The organism is Vibrio chagasii (assembly GCA_041879415.1).
Classification (GTDB): domain Bacteria; phylum Pseudomonadota; class Gammaproteobacteria; order Enterobacterales; family Vibrionaceae; genus Vibrio.
This window is the reverse complement of sequence record CP090851.1, coordinates 2,119,742-2,139,336: the sequence shown is the minus strand read 5'-3', so window position 1 is coordinate 2,139,336 and position 19,595 is coordinate 2,119,742. Positions and strand designations below refer to the sequence as shown.

The window sequence follows — 19,595 nt, the reverse complement described above, 5'->3', positions numbered from 1 at the left end:
CTACTTTATGAGGTCATGACTCTATGAATAAAGTGACCAGTGCTGATTTTGAATACGAGAAATAAAGTGGCGCAGATCGCCTTCAAGCGGGCGGTCCTCGACAATAAACTCAAACTCTTTCAGTACTTCGTCGCGAATGTGCTTGAGGTTCTCACTCATATGGTGCTCATCAAGCTCATTGTGGCGTTTACGAAGTTCGAGTGCTTGTGTACCGGCTAGAAGTGACGCTGCCGCCACTTGTTCGGTTAGCTCTAGAACGCGTAAACAGTCACGAGCGGCGATGGTGCCCATGCTCACTTTGTCTTGGTTGTGACACTCAGTTGAACGAGAGAACACGCTTGCAGGCATCGTGTGTTTCAATGCTTCTGCTGTCCAAGCTGACACGCCGATCTGTACCGCTTTGAAGCCGTGGTTGATTGGTTTACGTTCGCCTTCAGCACCCGTTAGGTTGAATGGTAAGCCGTTATTGAACTTGTAATCCATCAGCTGGGCCATTTGGCGGTCAAGCAGGTCTGCAAGGTTGGCTACGGCAGTTTTTAGCGTATCCATTGCCATTGCGATATGACCACCGTAGAAGTGTCCACCATGCAGTACGCGCTCATTATCACCATCGATAATTGGGTTGTCGTTGGCACTGTTTAGTTCGTTCTCGATCATCTGGCGAAGCCATGGTAGAGAGTCCTGAACCACACCGATAACATGTGGCGCACAGCGCAGAGAGTAACGATCTTGTAGTCGGTCACTGTTACGTGGTGGGCGATCTGCTTGCAGATCATCACGCAGCCATGCCGCAACCTGTTGTTGGCCTGGATGAGGTTTCACAGCAAACAGCGCTTCATCGAAGTGGAAGTCATTGCCGTGCATGCCTACCGATACCATAGCGGTGATCTTGGTCGATAGCTGAGCTAGATATTCCGCGCGCTTATAAGCGATACAAGCTAATGCCGTCATTACAGACGTACCATTCATTAACGCTAAGCCTTCTTTCGGCTTAAGCTTGATAGGGCTAATGCCTAGCTCTTTGTAAACGTCACTGGTTGGGCGTACTTCACCTTTGTAGATAACATCACGCTCACCAATTAGCGTGGCTGCTAGGTAAGACAGAGGTGTTAAGTCGCCACTGGCACCGACCGATCCTTCTTGAGGAATACGCGGTGAGATATCTTGGTTGATTAGGGTAACGATCTGGTTAAGCAGATCATGAGTTACACCTGATACGCCTTGTGATAACGAACACAGGCGCGTTGCTAATACTGCACGAGATTGCTCGTGAGACAGTGTTTCACCTAAACCACAACCGTGGAAGCGCGTCAGATGCAGAGGTAGCTCATCGACAAGGTTTGGCGGAATCGCAACGGTACAAGAGTCACCGTAACCTGTTGTTACGCCGTAAATCACGCCTTCTTCTTTAAGTAGGCGCTCTAGGAATGCAACACCACGGTCGATTTTTGAAGTGAACTCGTCACTGGTGTTCATCGAGGCTTGTGCGCCTTGTGAGATAGCGACAACGTCCTCGATAGTGAGGCGTTCGGCACCAAAGGTGATGCTATTTGGATTCTTTTTCGTCATGGTGCTTGCTCAATGTCCAAAAATTAAAAAAGTTGTACCACTGAAGCGGTGCTTTCAGTGTGTAGTGCTGAAGTCGATCTGCGTATTGTTGAACGACTTGCTTTAAAGATTGTTCGCGTGTCTTTCTAGGTAGTTCGATTCTGTCGCTAAAATGCTCGAAATAGACATTAAAGTGCGGCTTTGCTTGTGAATCGTCACGTAACCCAAATAGCAAAAATACAGGTGCTTTGAGTACAGAGGCTAACATAAATGGCCCTTGAGGGAACGGGGCTTCCTTACCTAAGAACTCTGCCCATACTGAGCGGCTCTCTTTGCTGGTGGAAGTTCTATCACCAACAATCACGATCCACTCACCTTGCTCCAACTTCTGTTGTAAAAGGATAGCCGTATCTGGCCCCATCGAAGTTACTTGGATCAGGTTTAAGTCAGACTGCGGATTAACCGCTTTCATAACTGAGTTAAAACGCTCAGCGTGCTCAGTGAACACCAGCGCATTGATTTTGATGTTTGAGTGCCTACGACCTAAAGCTCGGCACAGCTCAATATTACCAAGATGAGAACCAAGAATTAGCACACCTTGCTTATTTGCCACCATGTTTTCGAATTGGTCTTGACCATGGATGGTAAGGTTATCCACTGAGAAATCGCCTTTCCATGCCGCGAGTTTGTCGAGCATGGTATGTCCAAACGAAAGCAGATGGTTATAGCTGGTTAGCTCGGCGGGTAACTCAATATTTTGTTGTTCCGCATAGGCCTTCAACTGAAACAAGTATTGCTCAGAAGCGTTTCGCGCGCGCTTGCCAGTTAAGTGGTAGTAACGCATTACACCACGCAGAATAAGGTTGAATACACCACGACCTAACAAGGTGTAAATGGTTAATAACAGTTTGATGCCTAACACGGTGCCGCGTTCCTGGGTGCGAGACCAGTGTGGCTGCTCTGACGTTTGCAGTTCTAAACCCACTGATGAACTTAGATTACTTCCTGCAGGGGCTGATTTGAAATGACGAGCAATAAGTTTTGGTGCTCTTGGCAGCATGCCGAAGAACAAGCGTGTATGCATCCAACTGATTTTGACGTTATCCCACAATGCATCGAAATGAGAGATGCCGTTTTCAGGATAGATAACCCGAGTTTCAACGAAGTCGATGTCACACCCTTCCCAATACAGGCGAACCAAAATCTCGATATCGAAGTCCATTCGAGACCCAACATCGTATTTGCTTAGTACTGCTTGTGTTTGGTCGACAGGATACGCTCTAAAGCCACACATGCTGTCTTTGATCGATAGGGACAGGGTTTCTATCCACACCCAAATGTGTGTCGCGTAGCGTCCGTATAGCCTCGCTTTGGGTACACTGTCATCGTAGACAGGCTGGCCTGATATCAGACGTTGCGGATTAGCTTGTGAGGCCTGAATCAATGTTGGCAAGGCTTCAAGGTCGTGTTGTCCATCAGCATCGATTTGAATGGCATGGCTAAAGCCGAGTTGTTGTGCTTTTTTGATACCGGCTTTTACCGCTCCGCCTTTGCCTTGGTTCTGCTCAAGTGTCACCAAAGTTACGTGTGAGTGCTCTGCTAGGGGAGTGAGAAACTGTTTTGTAGCGAGCTCACTACCATCGTCAACGATGATGATCGGTAACTCAAAATGATGGAGTGACGACACCACCGCAGGCATGGTTGCGCCATGATTAAAGCACGGGATAAGGAAGCAAGCCTTGTAGCCGCTTTCTTTGGTTTGGTGTTGAGAAGTAGCCTCGACGGGAGTGCTATTCACTTTTCTCTCCCAGCTTCATTTTGCCTGATGAGTGGGTTTGCTCACCGTTATTTGAGGTGTAGTTGAAGCTCAACTTGCTTTTGTCAGCATCCCATTTGAGTGATAGTTGGATTGTGGCTTCAGGCAAGATAGGCTCTTGGAACTTGATGACTTCCATGCCTTTAAAGAAACCAGGGACACCTAATTCTTGGACTGCGTAGTGAAGTGCCCAATCAATTTGCGTGACGCCCGGTAGAATAGGGAAGCTCTTGAAGTGTCCCTTAAAATCGGTGATATCTCCGCTAACATTAAGTGTCAGGATCGATTCATTTTCTACAGTGTCTACCGCAATGACGGTTGGTTTTCTCTTATCCATAGGGCGTACTTAGAATCCTTGGGTAAATATTGGTTCTTTGACAAAAGTATAAAAAGATAATCTCAGTGTAAAATACGATCAGCGGTTACTATGATTTTATTAGCTGTTCTATGTGAGACGTTAATCGCTTACCTTGGCTGTTGAGAGGAATCTCATCAACAATACGATATTTTCTTGGGATAGCGATCGGCTCTAACCACTTTCTGAGTTCTGTGCGTAGCATCAACCAGAATTTACCTTTACTCATGGTCGATAGAGTAGCTTGGCCTTCATCTGATAATACCAAAACCGAGGCTAGGATAAGGCGCTCTGGTTCTTCAAATGGAATCACCACACACTCGCTTATCCAAGGCAGTTGCTCAAGGCGCTTTTCTACTTCAACCAGTGATACTCGTTTCTCTTCAATCTTGATCACCCGGTCCGTTCGACCTTTCAATATGAATTGACTATCTGAGACCATTTCGCACTCGTCGGCGGTTTGATACCAGTTGTTTTTATCGATATATGGCGACAATAACTTAATGCAATTCTCACTGTTGAGACTAGCCTCAATACAATCAAAAAGCTGCCAAGGGGTTTGAGCGCTCTCTTGCTGACGAAATGCTATGCCGCCAGTCTCTGTGCTGCCAAATACCTCTATTGGTAAATGTCCTAGTAAATCTCGCGACTGATGAGCCGACTCGGTAGGCAGTGGACCACCCGAAGAGAAGACTCCTGCAAGCTGTACCTGGCTGGTCTCATGCTTTAATCGCTTCAGTAGCGCTGGGCTGCTGATAAGAAAGCAGTTTTTATTGGCATGAGACAGAATTTGTTCAGGGTATTCTAGGTTGTTACGAGCAAACGGAATGCCAGAGCAGAGTGGCCATAAGACTCTAAACAGTAAACCATAGATGTGTTGATGCGAAACCGTGCTTTGAACTTGGTTGCCTTTGAGCAGCTTGCCCCAGTTTTTGTGTAACTGTGCGGTCTCAATATCCAGCAGCTCTAGCGTTTTATTTATCGCTTTTGGTGTACCGCTCGAACCTGAAGTGAACAGGGTCAAATGGGTGGCTGCTAAATTAATGGCCGGAAGATTATCGGACAGAGGTTTTTCTGCTTCAGTGCTTGAGTCCAATAAGGCTTGAATATTGCGAACGTCTCCCACCTCAACTGTGCCAATTGAATCATCAACTAACAGGCAATCAAAATGTTCACTTAGCTCGGCAAGCGCACAAGGTTGATAGTTGCCCGGTAAAATAATGTGTTTGTTAGCAGCTGCAGAGGCTAAGAACGCCACTGAGAACAGATAGCTATCTTGGGTACAAATCGCTACTCGTTGAACAGCCGATGAGTTCAATTGCCATGCGAGTCTTGATAAGTCGTCGTTAAAGGTTTGCCACGTAATCTCGCTATTGTCATCAAAGCAGACAATAGATTCGGGCACTCGGCTTTGAGTGAGAAGCTCAGACAGCGAGGTGTAAGATACGGTTTGGGTCATAACAATTTAACTCTGACGAATGCGTTGTCTCACTATCCACTCCCCTGCAAAGAGCACCCCTGCAAACACATAGCTGAGTAAGCCATTGTATAGGGTCCATACTTCTAGCGGTTGGAAGCAGGTGTAAAAAGCAATAGAGCCATTAATAACAAAGAACAAGCACCAGACTTTGGTGACTTTTCTTGTGTAATCAATGCCACTTTGTGGAAGCTCAGGCTCTTGAAGGCGAGCAAGACGTTCGATGATCGTTTGTGGTTGCCATAGGCTTGAAGCAAAGACAGCCAGCATACAAACATTAACGATAACGGGGTAATAGGTTAGCCAGCCATGCTGTTTAAAGGCTAAACCTAATGTCAGCAGAACAATACCAGCACTTCCACTGATCCAAGCTAGGTGTTTTAGCTCTTTGATTTTTGCCTGACCGCCAGTAAAAATGCGAACAGCAAAGATAACGGCCAAGGCGATACCCACGGTTTGCAGGCCAAACTTGTTGAGTCCAAAGTAAACCGCTATTGGATAAGTGAAAAGTATGATTGCCGACAGTAAAGTCAGCAGAGGACGCACTATGCGTCCTTCAATAGTTCAACCACAGACTCTACAACGTCATTAACGGTGCGTACTGCCTTGAACTCTTCAGGTTTGATCTTTTTACCTGTTACGTTCTGGAGGTGAACGACTAAATCAACCGCATCAATGCTGTCTAGGTCTAGATCAAGATAGAGATGAGCTTCCGGAGTGATATCTTCAGCATCAAGCTCGAACAGCTCAATCAGCGCATCTTTAACCTGGTTGTATACTTCTTGTTGGTTAGCTTGTGTCATAAAGATCTGTCTAGTTGTTCGTTTGAGATGAGATGTAGTTTGCTAGGTTTGCAACCGATGCAAAATGCTCGCGAGTGTTTGAATCGTCAGCATCAATAACGATGTTGTACTTCTTCTTGATAGCAAGGCCAAGCTCTAGTGCATCAATAGAATCTAGTCCTAGTCCATCACCAAACAGTGGAGCTTCCGTTTCAATCTCATCAATGCTCATGTCTTCAAGATTTAGTGCGTCGATGATCAGTTGTTTCAGTTCGTTGTGTAATGTTTCCACTTTGGCCTACTTAATGCTTTATCTAAATGCTGCTTTAAGGGGGCGATTCTACATGACGTGAAGTATTTTCGAAATGCTGATATCGCCAGTTATGTTATTGATGAGCTAAATATTTTCTTCGGGAGGGAAAATTGTTTGTGCAAGATGATGATTAAGGCGTCTTGCTGCCGAAGTTAAGTTATTTGAGCTTTCAATAAATGGTGCGACTTCTATTTTACCTTTCACCGCGACATGAAAAAAGGGCTTCGTTACAGGAACTTGATACCATTTTTTCTCTTTCGTTAAGAATGTCGGAGAAACTGTAATATGAATTACACGTAGATCCGTTTGTGTTCGGGTGGCAATTTGCGCGGCACCACGCTGTAAGGATGGTTCAATTCCGGGCGTTGTGCGAGTGCCTTCGGGAAAAACTAGTAGGACATTACCGCGCGAAAAGCGCTCTTCACAACGCTCTAAAAGATCATCGGGCGTTTGATTGGGTATGTAACCCGCGGCTTTTACGATCCTTTTCATAAATGGGTTTTCCCAAATGGCTGCTTTAACCAGGCAGTCACATTGGGGAAGTTGCGAGGCGATCAGCACGTAGTCTATCAAGCTCGGGTGATTCGCAACAATAATGCAGTTTCGGTCTTCACGCAGTAACTCGGCACCATCAATTCGGTAGTCAATTGCGCCTGTGAATTTCATGATCTGGCAGAAGGCATTGAACGAGAAGCGAATCAGTCGTTGAGCCCTGAGCTCTCGCTGAATGGTGTTAGGAGTGATGAGTGCGATAGATGGCAAGATCAAGAAGCTGAGGACTAGGCCTCCTAAGCCGAAGATGGTAAAGCAGAGGCCTGTTGCGAATACTCGCCAATATTGGTCGACCTTGCTCATTATAGATCTCCGGTTTTTGCGTTGTGTATCCAAGTCCAATCTTGATGCTTACCTGCCACGGTCCAGTTCTGTGAACCTTGAAGGATGTTTTGTAGCGCCTGCAAGCCTTGTGGTAATGGAGTGGTCGAGCTTACCTCGGTTACAGTTCTTGATACTGAGTAATCACTTCCGGAGGTAAGCACAAAGCCCAGTGCGTAGTCGGCATAGTGTTGAGTTTCAAATTCTTGGTACAGCTCAGGCAGTGGTTGGTCGAAATCGATGACTAACACTCGATGCGATGGATATTGGTTCAGGTAAAGATAGGCTTCAATCAAAGCGTTGTGGAAAGTATCTTGCCCGGCCGCGATAGAGGTCAGAGGGATTGGTGCTTTTGCTGCGATGGTTGTTAACCCTGCTGCTGTGTTGTGCACGGACTGTGAGAACGCCATAGGCGAAGCATCGTCACCTTCCAATATTGATTGAATCAAGGTTGCGGTTCGGTGCAGTTCGCCATGTCGACTGGCAAAAACCAGATAATCAATCGAGTTGTCTTTTAAGAGTGTCAATGCGGTTTGAACGGCCAATTTGCTCTGTAGGCTCATTCGGCGGCGCATCATTGGCGGGATCGCTTTAAATTCAGTCGAGCCATCTTGCGGCCAATCTAAATTAGTGCTCCAGGCTTGCCATTCGGCATCAGAATTGAGACCAGCCGAGTTTGCAGACCATTTCTCAATATTAAACGACATTAATTGGGATTGATTTGACATAGAGTATTGATTTGCTTTGGGTCTAACTAAATACTATGCGTGCTTATAAATAAACACAGGTAAGGAATTTAAATGAAATTACTAAAAATAGCCGTTTCAATGTTATTCATATTTGTTCTTGCAGGGTGTGGACGTGTCCAGCCTGTAATGAATGTTGAGGATACTCCAGTTGCACATAATCTTCAAAGTAAACAGGTGAAATCAGCTATTTATGAATCTGCTGAAAATCGAGGCTGGTTAGTTTCTGAGATTAAACCTGGCTTGATCCGTGCTGAATTGTATGTTCGTTCACATCACGCAGTGGTCGATATTCCTTATAACGACAAATTTTACTCTATTCTTTACGTTGAATCAGAGAATTTGAAGTATGACGATGGTGAAATACACCGTAATTACAACCGCTGGGTTAATAACTTAAACGTTGATATTAAACGTAAGCTTGCACAAATGGCAGCTGAGTAACCCCCTATTATTTTTAAGTTAGGTTTTTCGTGTCGGAATATAAATTAGATCCATTCAATGCATTAGAAGCAAAAACAGAAGCACAAAAATTATCTTTTGCTCCTATTGTTTTCCATACTGCTCGTACACTTCGTGATTTAGGTATTTTAAAAGCGCTCGACGATGCGGGGAGCGATGGCTTACCTGCTGAGACTATTTCAGAAATAACAGGTGTATCTGAATATGGTGTGAAAGTGTTACTTGATATGGCGCTTAGTGCTCATATTGTTGTTTGGGAAAAGCCTAACTATAAGATAGCCAACCTCGGTTTCTATCTGTTGCATGACGGTATGACCAACGCAAACATGGATTTCACAGCTGATGTTTGTTACGCCGCGATGATGCATCTCACTGAAGCGATTGAGGAGGGCACTCCTGCTGGTTTGAAGGAGCTAGGGGATTGGGAAACGATCTACCAAGGCTTGTCTCAATTACCTGAAAAAGCGAAAGAGAGCTGGTTCGAGTTTGACCACTTCTACTCTGATCGTTCATTCCCAGTTTTGCTTGAGAAGGTTTTCAGCAAGAAACCTAAATCGCTGGTGGATATTGGCGGCAATACAGGCAAGTGGGCAATGCAGTGTTGCAACCATGACTCTGATGTTGAAGTCACGATTGTTGATTTGCCACAGCAGCTAGAAATGGCAATGGCGAACGCTAAGCAACATGGTCATCAAAACAGAGTGACGCCTTTCCCTGCCAACATGCTAGATAAGCAACAAGCGCTGCCAACGGGCGCGGATGTTTGGTGGATGAGCCAGTTCCTTGATTGCTTCTCGCCAATGGAAATCCTTAGCATCTTAAAGCGTGTCCGCTCTCATATGTCAGAAGAGGCGACCGTTTATATCCTTGAGTTGTTTTGGGATGCACAGAAATACGATGCGGCTTCTTATAGCTTAAACGCGACTTCGCTTTACTTTACGTGCTTGGCAAATGGCAACAGTCGTTTTTACCGCAGTGAAGATTTCTTAGAGATAGTTGAAGAAGCTGGCTTTGAAGTGGTGACTCGCACTGATGATATCGGTCTTGGTCATACGCTTCTTGAATTGAAAGCTAGCGCGCAATAACACATAACAAATATGGCTTAAATTAATGAAAAAACTGTCTACTCAAGTAGTGATCATCGGAGCTGGGCCCTCAGGGTCTATTGCCGCGTCTTTGTTACACAAAAAAGGCATCGATGTTCGAGTAATCGAAAAGAGCGTGTTCCCTCGCTTCTCAATTGGTGAAAGCCTATTACCCGCTTGCATGGAAGTGATTGAACAAGCTGGCATGACCGACGCGGTGACCAAGGCTAACTTCCAATACAAAGATGGCGCAGCATTTCGTAAAAATGGTGTGTACACCGCGTTCAATTTTGAAGATAAGTTCTCTACTGGGCCGGGAACCACTTTTCAGGTTCAACGTGGTGCTTTTGATAAGGTGCTTGCTGATTCAGCTGAGGCACAAGGTGTCACAATCGATTACCAGCATGAGTTGACGGGCATTAATTTTACCGACGACAGCACTATTTTAGATGTTCAAGTGCTTGATGGAGAAAGCTATCAGCTAGAAGCACAGTACGTTTTGGATGGCAGTGGCTTTGGTCGAGTATTGCCGAAGATGCTTGATCTGGAAGAGCAGTCATCACTTCCACCTCGTAAAGCGATTTTCACGCATATTAACGATCATATTGCTGAGGTGGATACTGAGCTAGATTATGACCGAAACAAAATTCTAATCTCTGTGCACCCAACTAATCCTGATGTTTGGTATTGGTTGATCCCATTTAGCAACGGAGTTTCTTCATTTGGTGTGGTAGGGGAACCTAAGTTCTTTGAATCTTACCCAGAAGATAAGATTGCCGCGATTAAGCAGTTGGCTATGGAAGAGCCGGGGCTGGCCGAAATACTGGCAAACGCTGAGTATCCAAACCCTGCGGGTGAAATCGGTGGTTATTCTGCTAACGTGAAGCATCTTGCAACTGACAAATACGCACTACTGGGGAATGCTGGTGAGTTTCTTGATCCTGTGTTCTCGTCAGGCGTTACGATTGCGATGAAGTCGGCACAGTTTGCGGTTGAGTGTGTGGAAAAGCAGCTCAATGGTGAGACGGTCGATTGGGAACGTGAGTATGCCGATCCATTGATGGTCGGTGTAAACACCTTCCGAACGTATGTTGAGGGTTGGTATTCCGGTACGTTGCAGGATGTGATTTTCTATCAAGATCCTAACCCTAAGATTAAACAAATGGTGTGCTCGATCTTAGCGGGTTACGCATGGGATCAAACCAATCCTTATGTGAAAGATTCAAAACGTCGCTTAACGACGCTGGCAGAGATCTGCCGAAGCTAGGTCATCGACTTGGTGCATGGCAATATGCTAAAGCGTTAAGATGACGATTCTAGAAATAAACACAGCCGCAAGCGCGGCTGTTTTTGTATTCGTTCATAGGGGATTGGCGTTGTCCATTCTGTGGCTACTTGAGGTCGATGCTGTTTAAGCGTCCCATGAATATGAGTAAATCAATTACATCTTTGTGAGCATCAAGTAGGGCGCGCTTAGTTTGGCTGTAAGCGGCCAGTCTACCGTGCTTTCTGATTGAGCAGACCTTAGTTTTGTATTTGTAATCGCCGTCATCGGAGAACACGCGCCATTTCGCGATATAACACTCATCACGATGTTCAGGGTCACTTTGTGTTGGGTTTGGCTTGAATACAATCTTAGGCTCTAAACTATGCGGCAGGCGTGTCATAAGGTAAGGCTCCTTGAGAACCTTCTTCCAAAACTTACCCCAAAGCTCCTTACCGAGCTCGTCTCTTAATTTGATGGTTTTTTTAAGCGCTTTCTCTTCACCCATACGCACAAAACCGACAGACCGATGCAGTACCGTGTCTTCTGGTGTGTGGATGTGGATCTTAAAAGCGGTCTTACCTTTCGAAATAAAGCGATAACCGGTAGCACCAATTAGATTATTCTGACTCATAGCTTGCTAAATGATGATTATGTTATTAGTAAGATTACGACAAATACGTAAAAACCGAAACTAATACCCATGAAAAAATTAAAGCCTTAGTTGGGGTGCTAAGGCTTTATTAGAATCTATGAGTTTAGAGTGCGGCTAACTACATGATTTTCTGCATCACATCACCAATTTGAATACTTCCCGCTAGGCTTGGCTGATCAATTGTCAGTTCCGCTTCGTTCTCGTAGACGCGAGATACGGTCAGTGTGATATCGCTTTGCGAGACTTTATTGCGCGGTAAACCTCGTTGGTCGATAAACGAACCTGTGTGCCATAGCTGCAGTTTGTCACCTTGTTGTACGCCATGCATTCGGCCCAAATCAATGGTCACTGTATTACCGAATACGGCCGCAACTTCAGGGAGCGTAATCTTACAAGAGACTTCAGACTCTAGGTCCAACATGATATTACGGCTTACACGAAGCATCATACTGCCGTAGGTTGATGCCCAAAAACGAGCACTGCGAGTGTCAACTTCACTGGTTTTAGCAAATGGCCACTTTGCCACCTCACGATAGCTACGTGTGTAGATCTGGTGTCCCGTCTTACCATCAAATACTTGCATCTCTAACGCGAACTGACGGTTGATGATGTCATCTTTTAATAGCTTAGATTCGATGGTTGCCGTTAAGTCAGTAATCTCACCACCGATGATGTATTGCGCGCCAGTATCCTGTGCGATCATCTTGATCACCTCAGGTCGGCGTTTATCGATGTCGTAGTTGGTTGTGCCAACAGAAACGAAGCTGCGAGACTCTTTGGCTAACTGTCTGTCAACCACATGGCTGAAGTCGTCACCGATATTGTAGATTCTGCCCATTACGGCTTGTTGTGGAGAGGTGACATCGATATTACCCACCAAGAAGGTTTTCTTGTATTGGCTCTCATGGCAAGCATTTGCCGAAGGGTAGATGTCGATCCTTGCGGTGATCATTAGATTGCCACCGCGTTTCTTCTCTTTATCAACCAAGATGTAGCGTACTTCGTGGTTAGTAAATTGGTATTCTTTTTTCTTGCCATCTAAATAAGGCGTTAGGTTAGCAATACTGCCGATGTCTGCCCCTGAGAACTGGATAGCCTTATATACCGCGTCTTCCAGAGCGTGGATCCTTGCCGTCTCTTCTGACGATACGATGGTTGCTGTACCGGTAACTTCATACCATGAGGCATGAGCACTGAAACTTATGTTTATCAGTGAACCTATTGAAAATAAGTAAGAAATTATTTTTTTCATCTATTCGTTACCAGTTGGGTATAAATATTGCTTAACAAATAACTATAAGCTTGAAGCTGACTTAAGTGCGTTTTTCTTAATCTGAACCATTAATGAAAAGCAAAGACTGTTCCAACATTGTAATCCATTGAAAAGAATAATGGTGAGAACATATTGGAACAGGTAGCACTAAAACTATCTGGAGATTAGATAATGAAAAAATGGCTCGTAGTAATGAGTGTCATGTTACTGACATCATGCGCTTATTCGCCGATCTATAACGGTAAGACTGAGTACGCAGGCAGTCAGTTTATGCTGATGGACAGCCCTCGCCACACCATGGACTTCTTCGTAGAAAGCATGACCGAAGACTTGATCGTGTCGAATACAAGCATCTCAGCAAGAACGCCTATCGCGATCACCTCGTTTGTTGACCTGCAACACATGGACACAACAAACTGGCTTGGTAACTCGGTATCAGAAGGTTTCATTCATCAGTTTCAGCGTCGTGGCTTCAAGGTGGTTGATTTTAAAACCACGGGTTCTATTCAGGTAACTCATCAAGGTGACTTTGCGATAAGCCGTGACTGGAAAGACTTAGCTCAAGAGCAAGACGTTCAATACGTACTAACGGGTACTATGCTGCGCCAAGAGGGTGGTGTGCTTGTGAATGCTCGAGTGGTGGGCATGCAAACTCGTATTGTCGTGGCTTCAGCACAAGGCTTCTTACCGGCAGACCGTATTGGTCGTGATCTCGATACTCTGAACAGTATTCGAACTCAAGATGGTGTGATCATTCGTTCTGACCCAACGATCAGTCAGCCTTACACTGTTATTCTTCGCCCTTAGGAGTTCGAGATGAAGAAGTTAATGTTTGTGGTTGCCGCTTTACTGCTTGTTGGCTGTCAGCCTCTGCAGAGCATGAGACCAGACGATTTCCTAGTTGCTGTTGGTTACGCGAGTATCAGTGAACAAAAAGGTCGCAATGACGAAGAGAAGCGTATCCGTGCGATGAGAGCCTCTAAGATTGATGCTTATCGTGAACTTGCGGAACAAGTTTATGGTATGCGAGTCAGCGGCCGGGCTGAACTTGAAGATCAACGCCTTGGTACAGAGCGCACGTCAGGTGCGGTTGATGGTGTTATCCGTGGTGCAGAAGTAGTGCGCAGCTACCCAGTAGGCGATAGCTACGTGACTGAGCTTCAGTTGGATATTCGCAAGATGGATCAATTACGTAACTACGGTGAAGTTCAAGCGGTACCAGAGAAGAGACAACAGACACTGTTCTAGTATCAATGAATAAATGATATTGGTTGCCAGTCGCTTTCCAGATGGCGTATCGGCAATCAATAACTCATATCAATGAGAAAGCGGCAAGTATGAAAATACTTGCCGCTTTTTTGTTTACGTGTTCATGGGCGTACTTTCAGGAGTGTGGCTTTTGATTGGAGTCGGAATATAGATAGGCTGAGATACAGATACAGATACAGATACAGATACAGATACAGATACAGATACAGATACAGATACAGGCAGGAAAGGGTTAATAGTGTTGTTGAAGAGGCAGCTTAACTAGGCTTTTACGTTGGTTCCCAGCGTTGAAATAGTGTGCGTTTGGCCGCCGGCGTTGTAAGTCATGCCAATTTTGCCGTGGCTTTGTTGCATCATGTTGCTGAGTTTTTTGAAGCTGAGGTGTGCTCGATTTAGGGCTTCGCCATTCACCAGGTTCGCTTGATGACAATCGTGCACAATAGACTTGATGGTTGAGACTAACTGAGCGAGTTCAGGATTCTCGGTCAGTTCTGAGATATTGCTATGGGCAGCGATGCGCTGATCGGTGGATCTTAGTTGTTCGACAAGGACCACTTTTTCTTTGGCGATTCGCTCGATATCCGTTGACTGTCGGCTCGTAATAGCGGTTTTCTCTGAACTCAATAATTCAGATAAGGCTTTGGCATTTTGAAGTTGGAAATTAACTAAATCTGCTAGTGCCGCCATAACGTAAACCTATCAATAACCTCGTGTGCTCTAAGTTAACCACTCAATATGAAGGGAGTGCTTAAAGACCTTTTAATTCGTTTTCGAACTTGATCATATTGTCGGCCAGTTTTTCTGGATCAACTGTGTATGAACCGTTCGCGATCGCTTCTTTGATTGCTGCAACTTTTACCGAGTCAAAGCTTGGGTTTGCTGCCATGTCTTGGTGAAGTTGACCTATTGCTTTGCCTTGTTGGCTAAGTGAAACCGCGTCTTTGCTTGCCGGTGATTTAGTTGATACATCAGAACGTGATGCCTCAGAACTAGAATCAGAGCGGACTGCTGATCGGTTGGTGGTCGTTAGGGTTTGCCCTGAACGAATGTTATCAATGCCTGCCATAGTTAAGCCTTTTTCTTCAAAAATGGGAACCTGTACAGTCAATATCGACCAAGGGTTCGATTACTTTAGCAATTTTTCGCTCTTTAGTCGAAAAGGGACAAAACACTGAAGCTACGTATTTCAGTGCTAGAGTCGAGAGCAAAATGCTAACGGTACCGCCAATTGAGAAGTAGAGAGTTAAAAGTAAACCGTGACTTCAGACATGTTGGTAACAATACCTTCGATTATACGCTGTGATTTATCATTTTTCACTCTTACTTGATCACCCATAGAGCCATCAGTGAGCGCTGTGCCTTTCGTGGTAATGGTCATGCCACCTTTTACCGCCTGTATGATAACCTTCTCGTTTCGACATACGACACAAATATCACCTCTTTCGACAACGTCACCCGGCCTTAGATTCTTTTTTACCTTGGCGCCGATAACTTGCTCTGGAGCAGTGAAGCCTTGGCGCCGAAATTTGTTAAGAGAAATCATCGCAGTGGTTACGTCGTATTGTCCGACGACTTCGCCTCTTGCGAGTGCGCGTGTAGTCGTGACAAGGGGCACTGACATAGAGAGTCTTACAGGTACATAAACTCGCCACTCGTCAGGAACACATTGCACTAAAACCGTAATGCTGCTACGGGTATTGGTGGTTGTTGAGGCACTGGTCTCTAAAGGAATAGGGCAGTCTGTCGCTTTGATCCTTGAATCAATATTTGCTGAATTTACAAGGAGTTCGCCGCCTAGAGGTTGTTCAACCGTATCAAGGATGTGCTGCTCTGCCGCAGACTGAATCATCTCAATTTGTTCTGGGGTCGCAGCCTGTACAAAAAAACTAAACAAAATTGATAAAATGCCGATAAACTTAGCGACAGTTTTAAAAGTAGCTCTACACATTGCTATGGAAAGAGGTGGCAAATTTGTTTTATAATACGTCATTCCGTTTCTCTGGTGGTTCGTAGCCTGCAGTAGACTAACACTTTTTATACAAAAAAGTTTGATATGGAGATGAGCTCATGACGGGTATTCTTGATTCGGTGAATCAGCGTACGCAACTCGTCGGTCAAAACCGATTAGAATTACTAACCTTTCGCCTAATGGGGCGCCAGCGTTACGGCATTAATGTCTTTAAAGTAAAAGAAGTGCTTCAATGCCCTAAGTTGACGAAGATGCCAAATTTAAACCCACTGGTTAAAGGTGTCGCACACATTCGTGGTCAAACGATCTCTGTGATTGACTTGAGCTTAGCGATTGGTGGCCGTCCGACAACGGATGTTGAAAAGTGTTTTGTAGTTATCTCTGAGTTCAACCGAACCATTCAAGGTTTCTTGGTCAGTTCCGTTGAGCGCATTATCAACATGCACTGGGAATCGATTCTTCCGCCGCCAGATGGCGCTGGCAAAGCGAACTACTTAACAGCGGTAACTAACATCGACAATGAGTTAGTTGAAATTCTTGATGTTGAAAAAATCCTAGCTGAAATTTCGCCTGTTGATGAAACCATGGACAGCAAGATCGCTGAAGAAATCGCAGAAGTAGAACAAGAAAAAGAACTCGTTCGCCGTATCTTGATTGCTGATGACTCAACCGTTGCACGTAAACAGGTTCAACGCGCTATTGAGTCGATCGGCTTTGAAGTGATTGCCGTGAAAGATGGTAAAGAAGCCTACGAAAAACTGATGCAGATGTCAGCAGAGGGCAGCATTTACGATCAGATCTCATTGGTGATCTCGGATATTGAAATGCCAGAGATGGATGGCTATACGCTGACTGCTGAGATTCGCCGCCACGCTGAGCTAAAAGATTTATACGTAATTTTACACTCATCATTGAGTGGTGTATTTAACCAAGCCATGGTTGAGCGTGTGGGAGCGAACTCCTTCATTGCTAAATTCAACCCTGATGAGCTTGGTGCAGCCGTTAAAGCTGCTTTAACTAACTAAAAGAGACATTAATGACTGCTATAACAATAAGTGATCAAGAGTATCGCGATTTCAGCCGTTTCTTAGAATCTCAATGTGGCATTGTATTAGGTGACAGCAAACAGTACTTAGTGCGCAGCCGCCTAAGCCCATTAGTGGCAAAGTTTAATCTAGCTTCGCTGTCTGATTTATTGAGAGATGTAGTGACGGGCCGAAACCGTGAGTTGAGAGTGGCAGCAGTGGATGCTATGACGACGAACGAGACACTTTGGTTCCGAGATACTTACCCGTTTGCTGTGCTTGCGGATAAACTTCTACCGGAAATAGCGGCAAATAAACGTCCTATTAAGATTTGGTCTGCGGCAAGTTCTTCAGGCCAAGAACCATACTCAATGGCAATGACGGTGCTTGAAACTCAAGCTCGTAAGCCAGGTATGCTGCCAAATGTATCGATCACCGCAACGGACATCTCTGCAAGCATGTTGGATATGTGCCGCACTGGCGCGTATGACAACCTTGCTTTAGGTCGTGGTCTTTCTCCAGAGCGTCGCCGTACTTTCTTTGAGGATGCAGGCGATGGTCGCATGAAAGTAAAAGACAACGTTAAGCGCATGGTGAACTTCCGTCCTCAAAACCTGATGGACAGTTACGCACTGCTAGGTAAATTCGACATTATTTTCTGTCGTAACGTACTGATTTACTTCTCTCCAGAGATGAAATCTAAAGTGCTTAACCAAATGGCGAACAGCCTGAACCCGGGTGGTTACTTGCTTTTGGGTGCGTCTGAGTCGTTAACTGGTTTAACCGACCGCTTTGAAATGGTTCGTTGTAACCCAGGTATCATCTACAAATTGAAGTAATTGCCGCCACCTAAATAAGGTGTGACGTTACTAAACAATTTCAAAACCCAGCCAAGTGCTGGGTTTTCTTTTTCCTGCTTAGCCTATATCTTTAAGTCAGAGTGACATTCCAATTTACTCTATTTTTTGGCTTGTATATTGCAAGTTTACCCACGAGTAACCTGTAAAAGTATAAATAGACCACTTTGTTTTAAAAGTTGGTATATATATTGCTTTGGTTATTTCATAACAGTCAGTTCTTGAGTTGAGGTTTAGATGGCTATTTCTTTTGACAATGCTTTGGGCATTCACCAGCACACAGTTGGTGTACGTGAGCGTAACGCTGAGGTGCTTTCCACCAATATCGCGCAAGCAAACACGCCTGGGTATAAAGCAAAGGGATTAGACTTCAAGAAATCACTGCAAGCGGCAAGTTCTGGGGCAAGCATTGGTCTTAGCCGCACAGACGGTCGGCACATTTCTGCCGAAACGACGGTGAACGGGGAAACGAAGTATCGAATTCCTACCCAACCTGATACAGGAGATGGCAACACGGTTGATTTGGATTTGGAAAGAAACCTTTTCATGCAAAACCAAATTAGGCATCAAGCCTCTCTCGACTTCCTAGGAAGTAAGTTCAAGAATTTAACTAAAGCGATTAAAGGGGAATAATTAGATGAGCTTATTTAATGTATTCAATGTGACTGGTTCTGCGATGAGTGCTGAATCTGTTCGTCTAAATACGACCTCGAGCAACCTTGCAAACGCGGACAGTGTAAGTAGTTCTGCTAAAGAAACTTACAAAGCTCGCCATGCAGTGTTCGGCGCTGAGTTAAATCGAGCACGCAACAGTGACCACACTGTGCCTGTGAAAGTATTAGGTATCGTAGAAAGCGATAAGCCGCTGAGCGCGGAGTATAACCCAGACCACCCATTAGCGAACAACGAAGGCTACATCTACAAGTCTAACGTGAACGTTATGGAAGAGATGGCAAACATGATTTCGGCATCACGTGCGTACCAAACGAACGTACAGGTTGCTGACTCGAGTAAACAAATGCTGCTGCGTACGCTGCAGATGGGTCAATAAGGATAAGGAGGTAGCACATGGCTGGAATCAACAACAATGTTGGTCAAAGCGGCTTGTCCTATGTTGACCAGCTGAAGAGTCTTCAAGATGGCGCTAAGAAGCCCGACGAAACAACAGGTAAGCAGGATCTTAAGCAAGAAGATTTCTTATCTTTGTTGACTAAGCAACTAGCACAGCAAGACCCTTTTAAGCCGGTTAGCAATGACCAGATGATTGCGCAAATGGCTTCATTTGCGACCGTAGATGGCATCGGCAAAATGAATTCACAGTTTGAAAGCTTGAACTCATCGATGACCTCTAACCAAGCACTGCAGGCCTCCTCTTTAGTTGGTCGTGATGTATTGGTTCCTGGGGCGGCAGGTGTAAAGCAAGGTGATGGCGGTATGGCGGCAATGGTTAAGCTTCCTCAAGCGATGGACAACGTTATGGTCCGTGTTGAGAACGAGGTGGGCCAGTTAGTTCGCACTTTTGATATCGGCTCTAAACCTGCAGGCGATACACGTGTTGAATGGGACGGAAAAGACGAAGACGGTAACCCATTGCCGGCTGGTAAATACAACGTGAAAGCGTCGGGTTTACTGGATGGCGAGAACACAGAGTTCCAAGTTTCCAGCTATGCGAACGTGAACAGTGTGCTTCTTGGTAAGGGTGATGGCAACGTACTACTCAATCTGGCTGGTTTCACATCGCCAGTACGACTTGCTGAAGTACTAGAAGTTGGTAAAGCGTAGCTCTTAAGTGAGTGAACATGCTAGCTAGATAGATTAGGAGAATA

At 45.1% G+C, this 19,595-nt stretch carries 24 protein-coding genes; 10 read left to right on the top strand and 14 right to left on the bottom strand.

The window, feature by feature from the left end:
• Nucleotides 1-21: 21 nt before the first annotated feature.
• The 9 genes from L0991_09610 to L0991_09570 all read right to left on the bottom strand — a co-directional run bounded on the left by L0991_09610 (nt 22) and on the right by L0991_09570 (nt 7,892).
• On the bottom strand, nt 22-1,569 hold the full coding sequence (locus L0991_09610) for an aromatic amino acid ammonia-lyase (GenBank protein XGB61696.1): 1,548 nt from the start codon (nt 1,567-1,569) through the stop codon (nt 22-24).
• A complete protein-coding gene (locus tag L0991_09605) occupies nt 1,547-3,346 on the bottom strand; it encodes a glycosyltransferase family 2 protein (GenBank protein XGB61695.1) in 1,800 nt (599 codons plus the stop codon). Before L0991_09605 ends, L0991_09610 begins: the two co-directional genes overlap by 23 nt.
• The gene (locus L0991_09600) at nt 3,339-3,701 is read right to left on the bottom strand and encodes a 3-hydroxyacyl-ACP dehydratase (protein XGB61694.1); all 363 of its coding nucleotides are present in this window, start codon (nt 3,699-3,701) and stop codon (nt 3,339-3,341) included. The genes L0991_09605 and L0991_09600 overlap by 8 nt, the downstream gene beginning before the upstream one ends.
• Nucleotides 3,702-3,789: 88 nt before the next feature.
• Nucleotides 3,790-5,178, bottom strand: a complete 1,389-nt coding sequence (locus L0991_09595) for an AMP-binding protein (GenBank protein ID XGB61693.1) — start codon at nt 5,176-5,178, stop codon at nt 3,790-3,792.
• Nucleotides 5,179-5,184: 6 nt separating this feature from the next.
• Entirely contained in the window at nt 5,185-5,742 is a 558-nt protein-coding gene (locus L0991_09590; GenBank protein ID XGB61692.1) for a septation protein IspZ, read from the bottom strand.
• Complete coding sequence (locus tag L0991_09585) at nt 5,742-5,999, bottom strand: acyl carrier protein (GenBank protein XGB61691.1); 258 nt, start codon at nt 5,997-5,999, stop codon at nt 5,742-5,744. Before L0991_09585 ends, L0991_09590 begins: the two co-directional genes overlap by 1 nt.
• Before the next feature lie 10 nt (nt 6,000-6,009).
• Nucleotides 6,010-6,270, bottom strand: coding sequence for a phosphopantetheine-binding protein (locus L0991_09580; GenBank protein XGB61690.1), 261 nt, complete (start codon nt 6,268-6,270; stop codon nt 6,010-6,012).
• Between the two features lie 105 nt (nt 6,271-6,375).
• Entirely contained in the window at nt 6,376-7,146 is a 771-nt protein-coding gene (locus L0991_09575; GenBank protein ID XGB61689.1) for a 1-acyl-sn-glycerol-3-phosphate acyltransferase, read from the bottom strand.
• Nucleotides 7,146-7,892 carry a beta-ketoacyl synthase chain length factor gene (locus L0991_09570; GenBank protein ID XGB61688.1) on the bottom strand — a complete coding sequence of 249 codons (747 nt, stop codon included), beginning with the start codon at nt 7,890-7,892 and terminating at the stop codon, nt 7,146-7,148. Before L0991_09570 ends, L0991_09575 begins: the two co-directional genes overlap by 1 nt.
• A 72-nt stretch (nt 7,893-7,964) precedes the next feature.
• On the opposite strand from L0991_09570, the gene L0991_09565 reads away from it, so the two are divergent.
• Genes L0991_09565 through L0991_09555 form a run of 3 tightly spaced genes read left to right on the top strand, consistent with a single transcriptional unit; the run spans nt 7,965 to nt 10,724 of the window.
• Nucleotides 7,965-8,354 (top strand): hypothetical protein, encoded by a 390-nt coding sequence (locus L0991_09565; protein XGB61687.1) that lies wholly within the window; start codon nt 7,965-7,967, stop codon nt 8,352-8,354.
• 29 nt (nt 8,355-8,383) lie between these two features.
• Entirely contained in the window at nt 8,384-9,457 is a 1,074-nt protein-coding gene (locus L0991_09560; protein XGB61686.1) for a methyltransferase domain-containing protein, read from the top strand.
• A gap of 25 nt (nt 9,458-9,482) precedes the next feature.
• Nucleotides 9,483-10,724, top strand: coding sequence for a tryptophan 7-halogenase (locus L0991_09555; GenBank protein XGB61685.1), 1,242 nt, complete (start codon nt 9,483-9,485; stop codon nt 10,722-10,724).
• Nucleotides 10,725-10,848: 124 nt separating this feature from the next.
• Here L0991_09555 and L0991_09550 read toward each other — a convergent pair whose 3' ends face one another.
• Nucleotides 10,849-11,355 carry a Fe3+-citrate ABC transporter substrate-binding protein gene (locus tag L0991_09550; GenBank protein XGB61684.1) on the bottom strand — a complete coding sequence of 169 codons (507 nt, stop codon included), beginning with the start codon at nt 11,353-11,355 and terminating at the stop codon, nt 10,849-10,851.
• A gap of 139 nt (nt 11,356-11,494) precedes the next feature.
• Nucleotides 11,495-12,628, bottom strand: coding sequence for a flagellar assembly protein FlgT (locus tag L0991_09545; protein XGB61683.1), 1,134 nt, complete (start codon nt 12,626-12,628; stop codon nt 11,495-11,497).
• A 192-nt stretch (nt 12,629-12,820) separates the two neighbouring features.
• On the opposite strand from L0991_09545, the gene L0991_09540 reads away from it, so the two are divergent.
• Nucleotides 12,821-13,456, top strand: a complete 636-nt coding sequence (locus L0991_09540) for a hypothetical protein (GenBank protein ID XGB61682.1) — start codon at nt 12,821-12,823, stop codon at nt 13,454-13,456.
• Between the two features lie 9 nt (nt 13,457-13,465).
• Nucleotides 13,466-13,897, top strand: coding sequence for a flagellar assembly lipoprotein FlgP (flgP, locus tag L0991_09535; protein XGB61681.1), 432 nt, complete (start codon nt 13,466-13,468; stop codon nt 13,895-13,897).
• Nucleotides 13,898-14,179: 282 nt separating this feature from the next.
• Here the strand turns inward: flgP and flgN are convergent, their stop codons facing one another.
• The 3 genes from flgN to flgA form a co-directional block, all read right to left on the bottom strand.
• Complete coding sequence (gene flgN / locus L0991_09530; GenBank protein XGB61680.1) at nt 14,180-14,605, bottom strand: flagellar export chaperone FlgN; 426 nt, start codon at nt 14,603-14,605, stop codon at nt 14,180-14,182.
• A 61-nt stretch (nt 14,606-14,666) separates the two neighbouring features.
• Nucleotides 14,667-14,984, bottom strand: coding sequence for a flagellar biosynthesis anti-sigma factor FlgM (gene flgM, locus L0991_09525; protein ID XGB61679.1), 318 nt, complete (start codon nt 14,982-14,984; stop codon nt 14,667-14,669).
• A 177-nt stretch (nt 14,985-15,161) separates the two neighbouring features.
• A complete protein-coding gene (gene flgA / locus L0991_09520) occupies nt 15,162-15,908 on the bottom strand; it encodes a flagellar basal body P-ring formation protein FlgA (protein ID XGB61678.1) in 747 nt (248 codons plus the stop codon).
• 77 nt (nt 15,909-15,985) lie between these two features.
• Between flgA and L0991_09515 the strand changes: the two genes are divergently transcribed.
• The 5 genes from L0991_09515 to flgD all read left to right on the top strand — a co-directional run bounded on the left by L0991_09515 (nt 15,986) and on the right by flgD (nt 19,551).
• Nucleotides 15,986-16,912 carry a chemotaxis protein CheV gene (locus L0991_09515; protein ID XGB61677.1) on the top strand — a complete coding sequence of 309 codons (927 nt, stop codon included), beginning with the start codon at nt 15,986-15,988 and terminating at the stop codon, nt 16,910-16,912.
• An 11-nt stretch (nt 16,913-16,923) separates the two neighbouring features.
• Nucleotides 16,924-17,751 carry a protein-glutamate O-methyltransferase gene (locus L0991_09510; protein XGB61676.1) on the top strand — a complete coding sequence of 276 codons (828 nt, stop codon included), beginning with the start codon at nt 16,924-16,926 and terminating at the stop codon, nt 17,749-17,751.
• A gap of 255 nt (nt 17,752-18,006) precedes the next feature.
• The gene (flgB, locus tag L0991_09505; GenBank protein ID XGB61675.1) at nt 18,007-18,402 is read left to right on the top strand and encodes a flagellar basal body rod protein FlgB; all 396 of its coding nucleotides are present in this window, start codon (nt 18,007-18,009) and stop codon (nt 18,400-18,402) included.
• Between the two features lie 4 nt (nt 18,403-18,406).
• Complete coding sequence (gene flgC, locus L0991_09500; GenBank protein ID XGB61674.1) at nt 18,407-18,820, top strand: flagellar basal body rod protein FlgC; 414 nt, start codon at nt 18,407-18,409, stop codon at nt 18,818-18,820.
• A gap of 17 nt (nt 18,821-18,837) precedes the next feature.
• Nucleotides 18,838-19,551 carry a flagellar hook assembly protein FlgD gene (flgD, locus tag L0991_09495; protein ID XGB61673.1) on the top strand — a complete coding sequence of 238 codons (714 nt, stop codon included), beginning with the start codon at nt 18,838-18,840 and terminating at the stop codon, nt 19,549-19,551.
• Nucleotides 19,552-19,595: the final 44 nt, after the last annotated feature.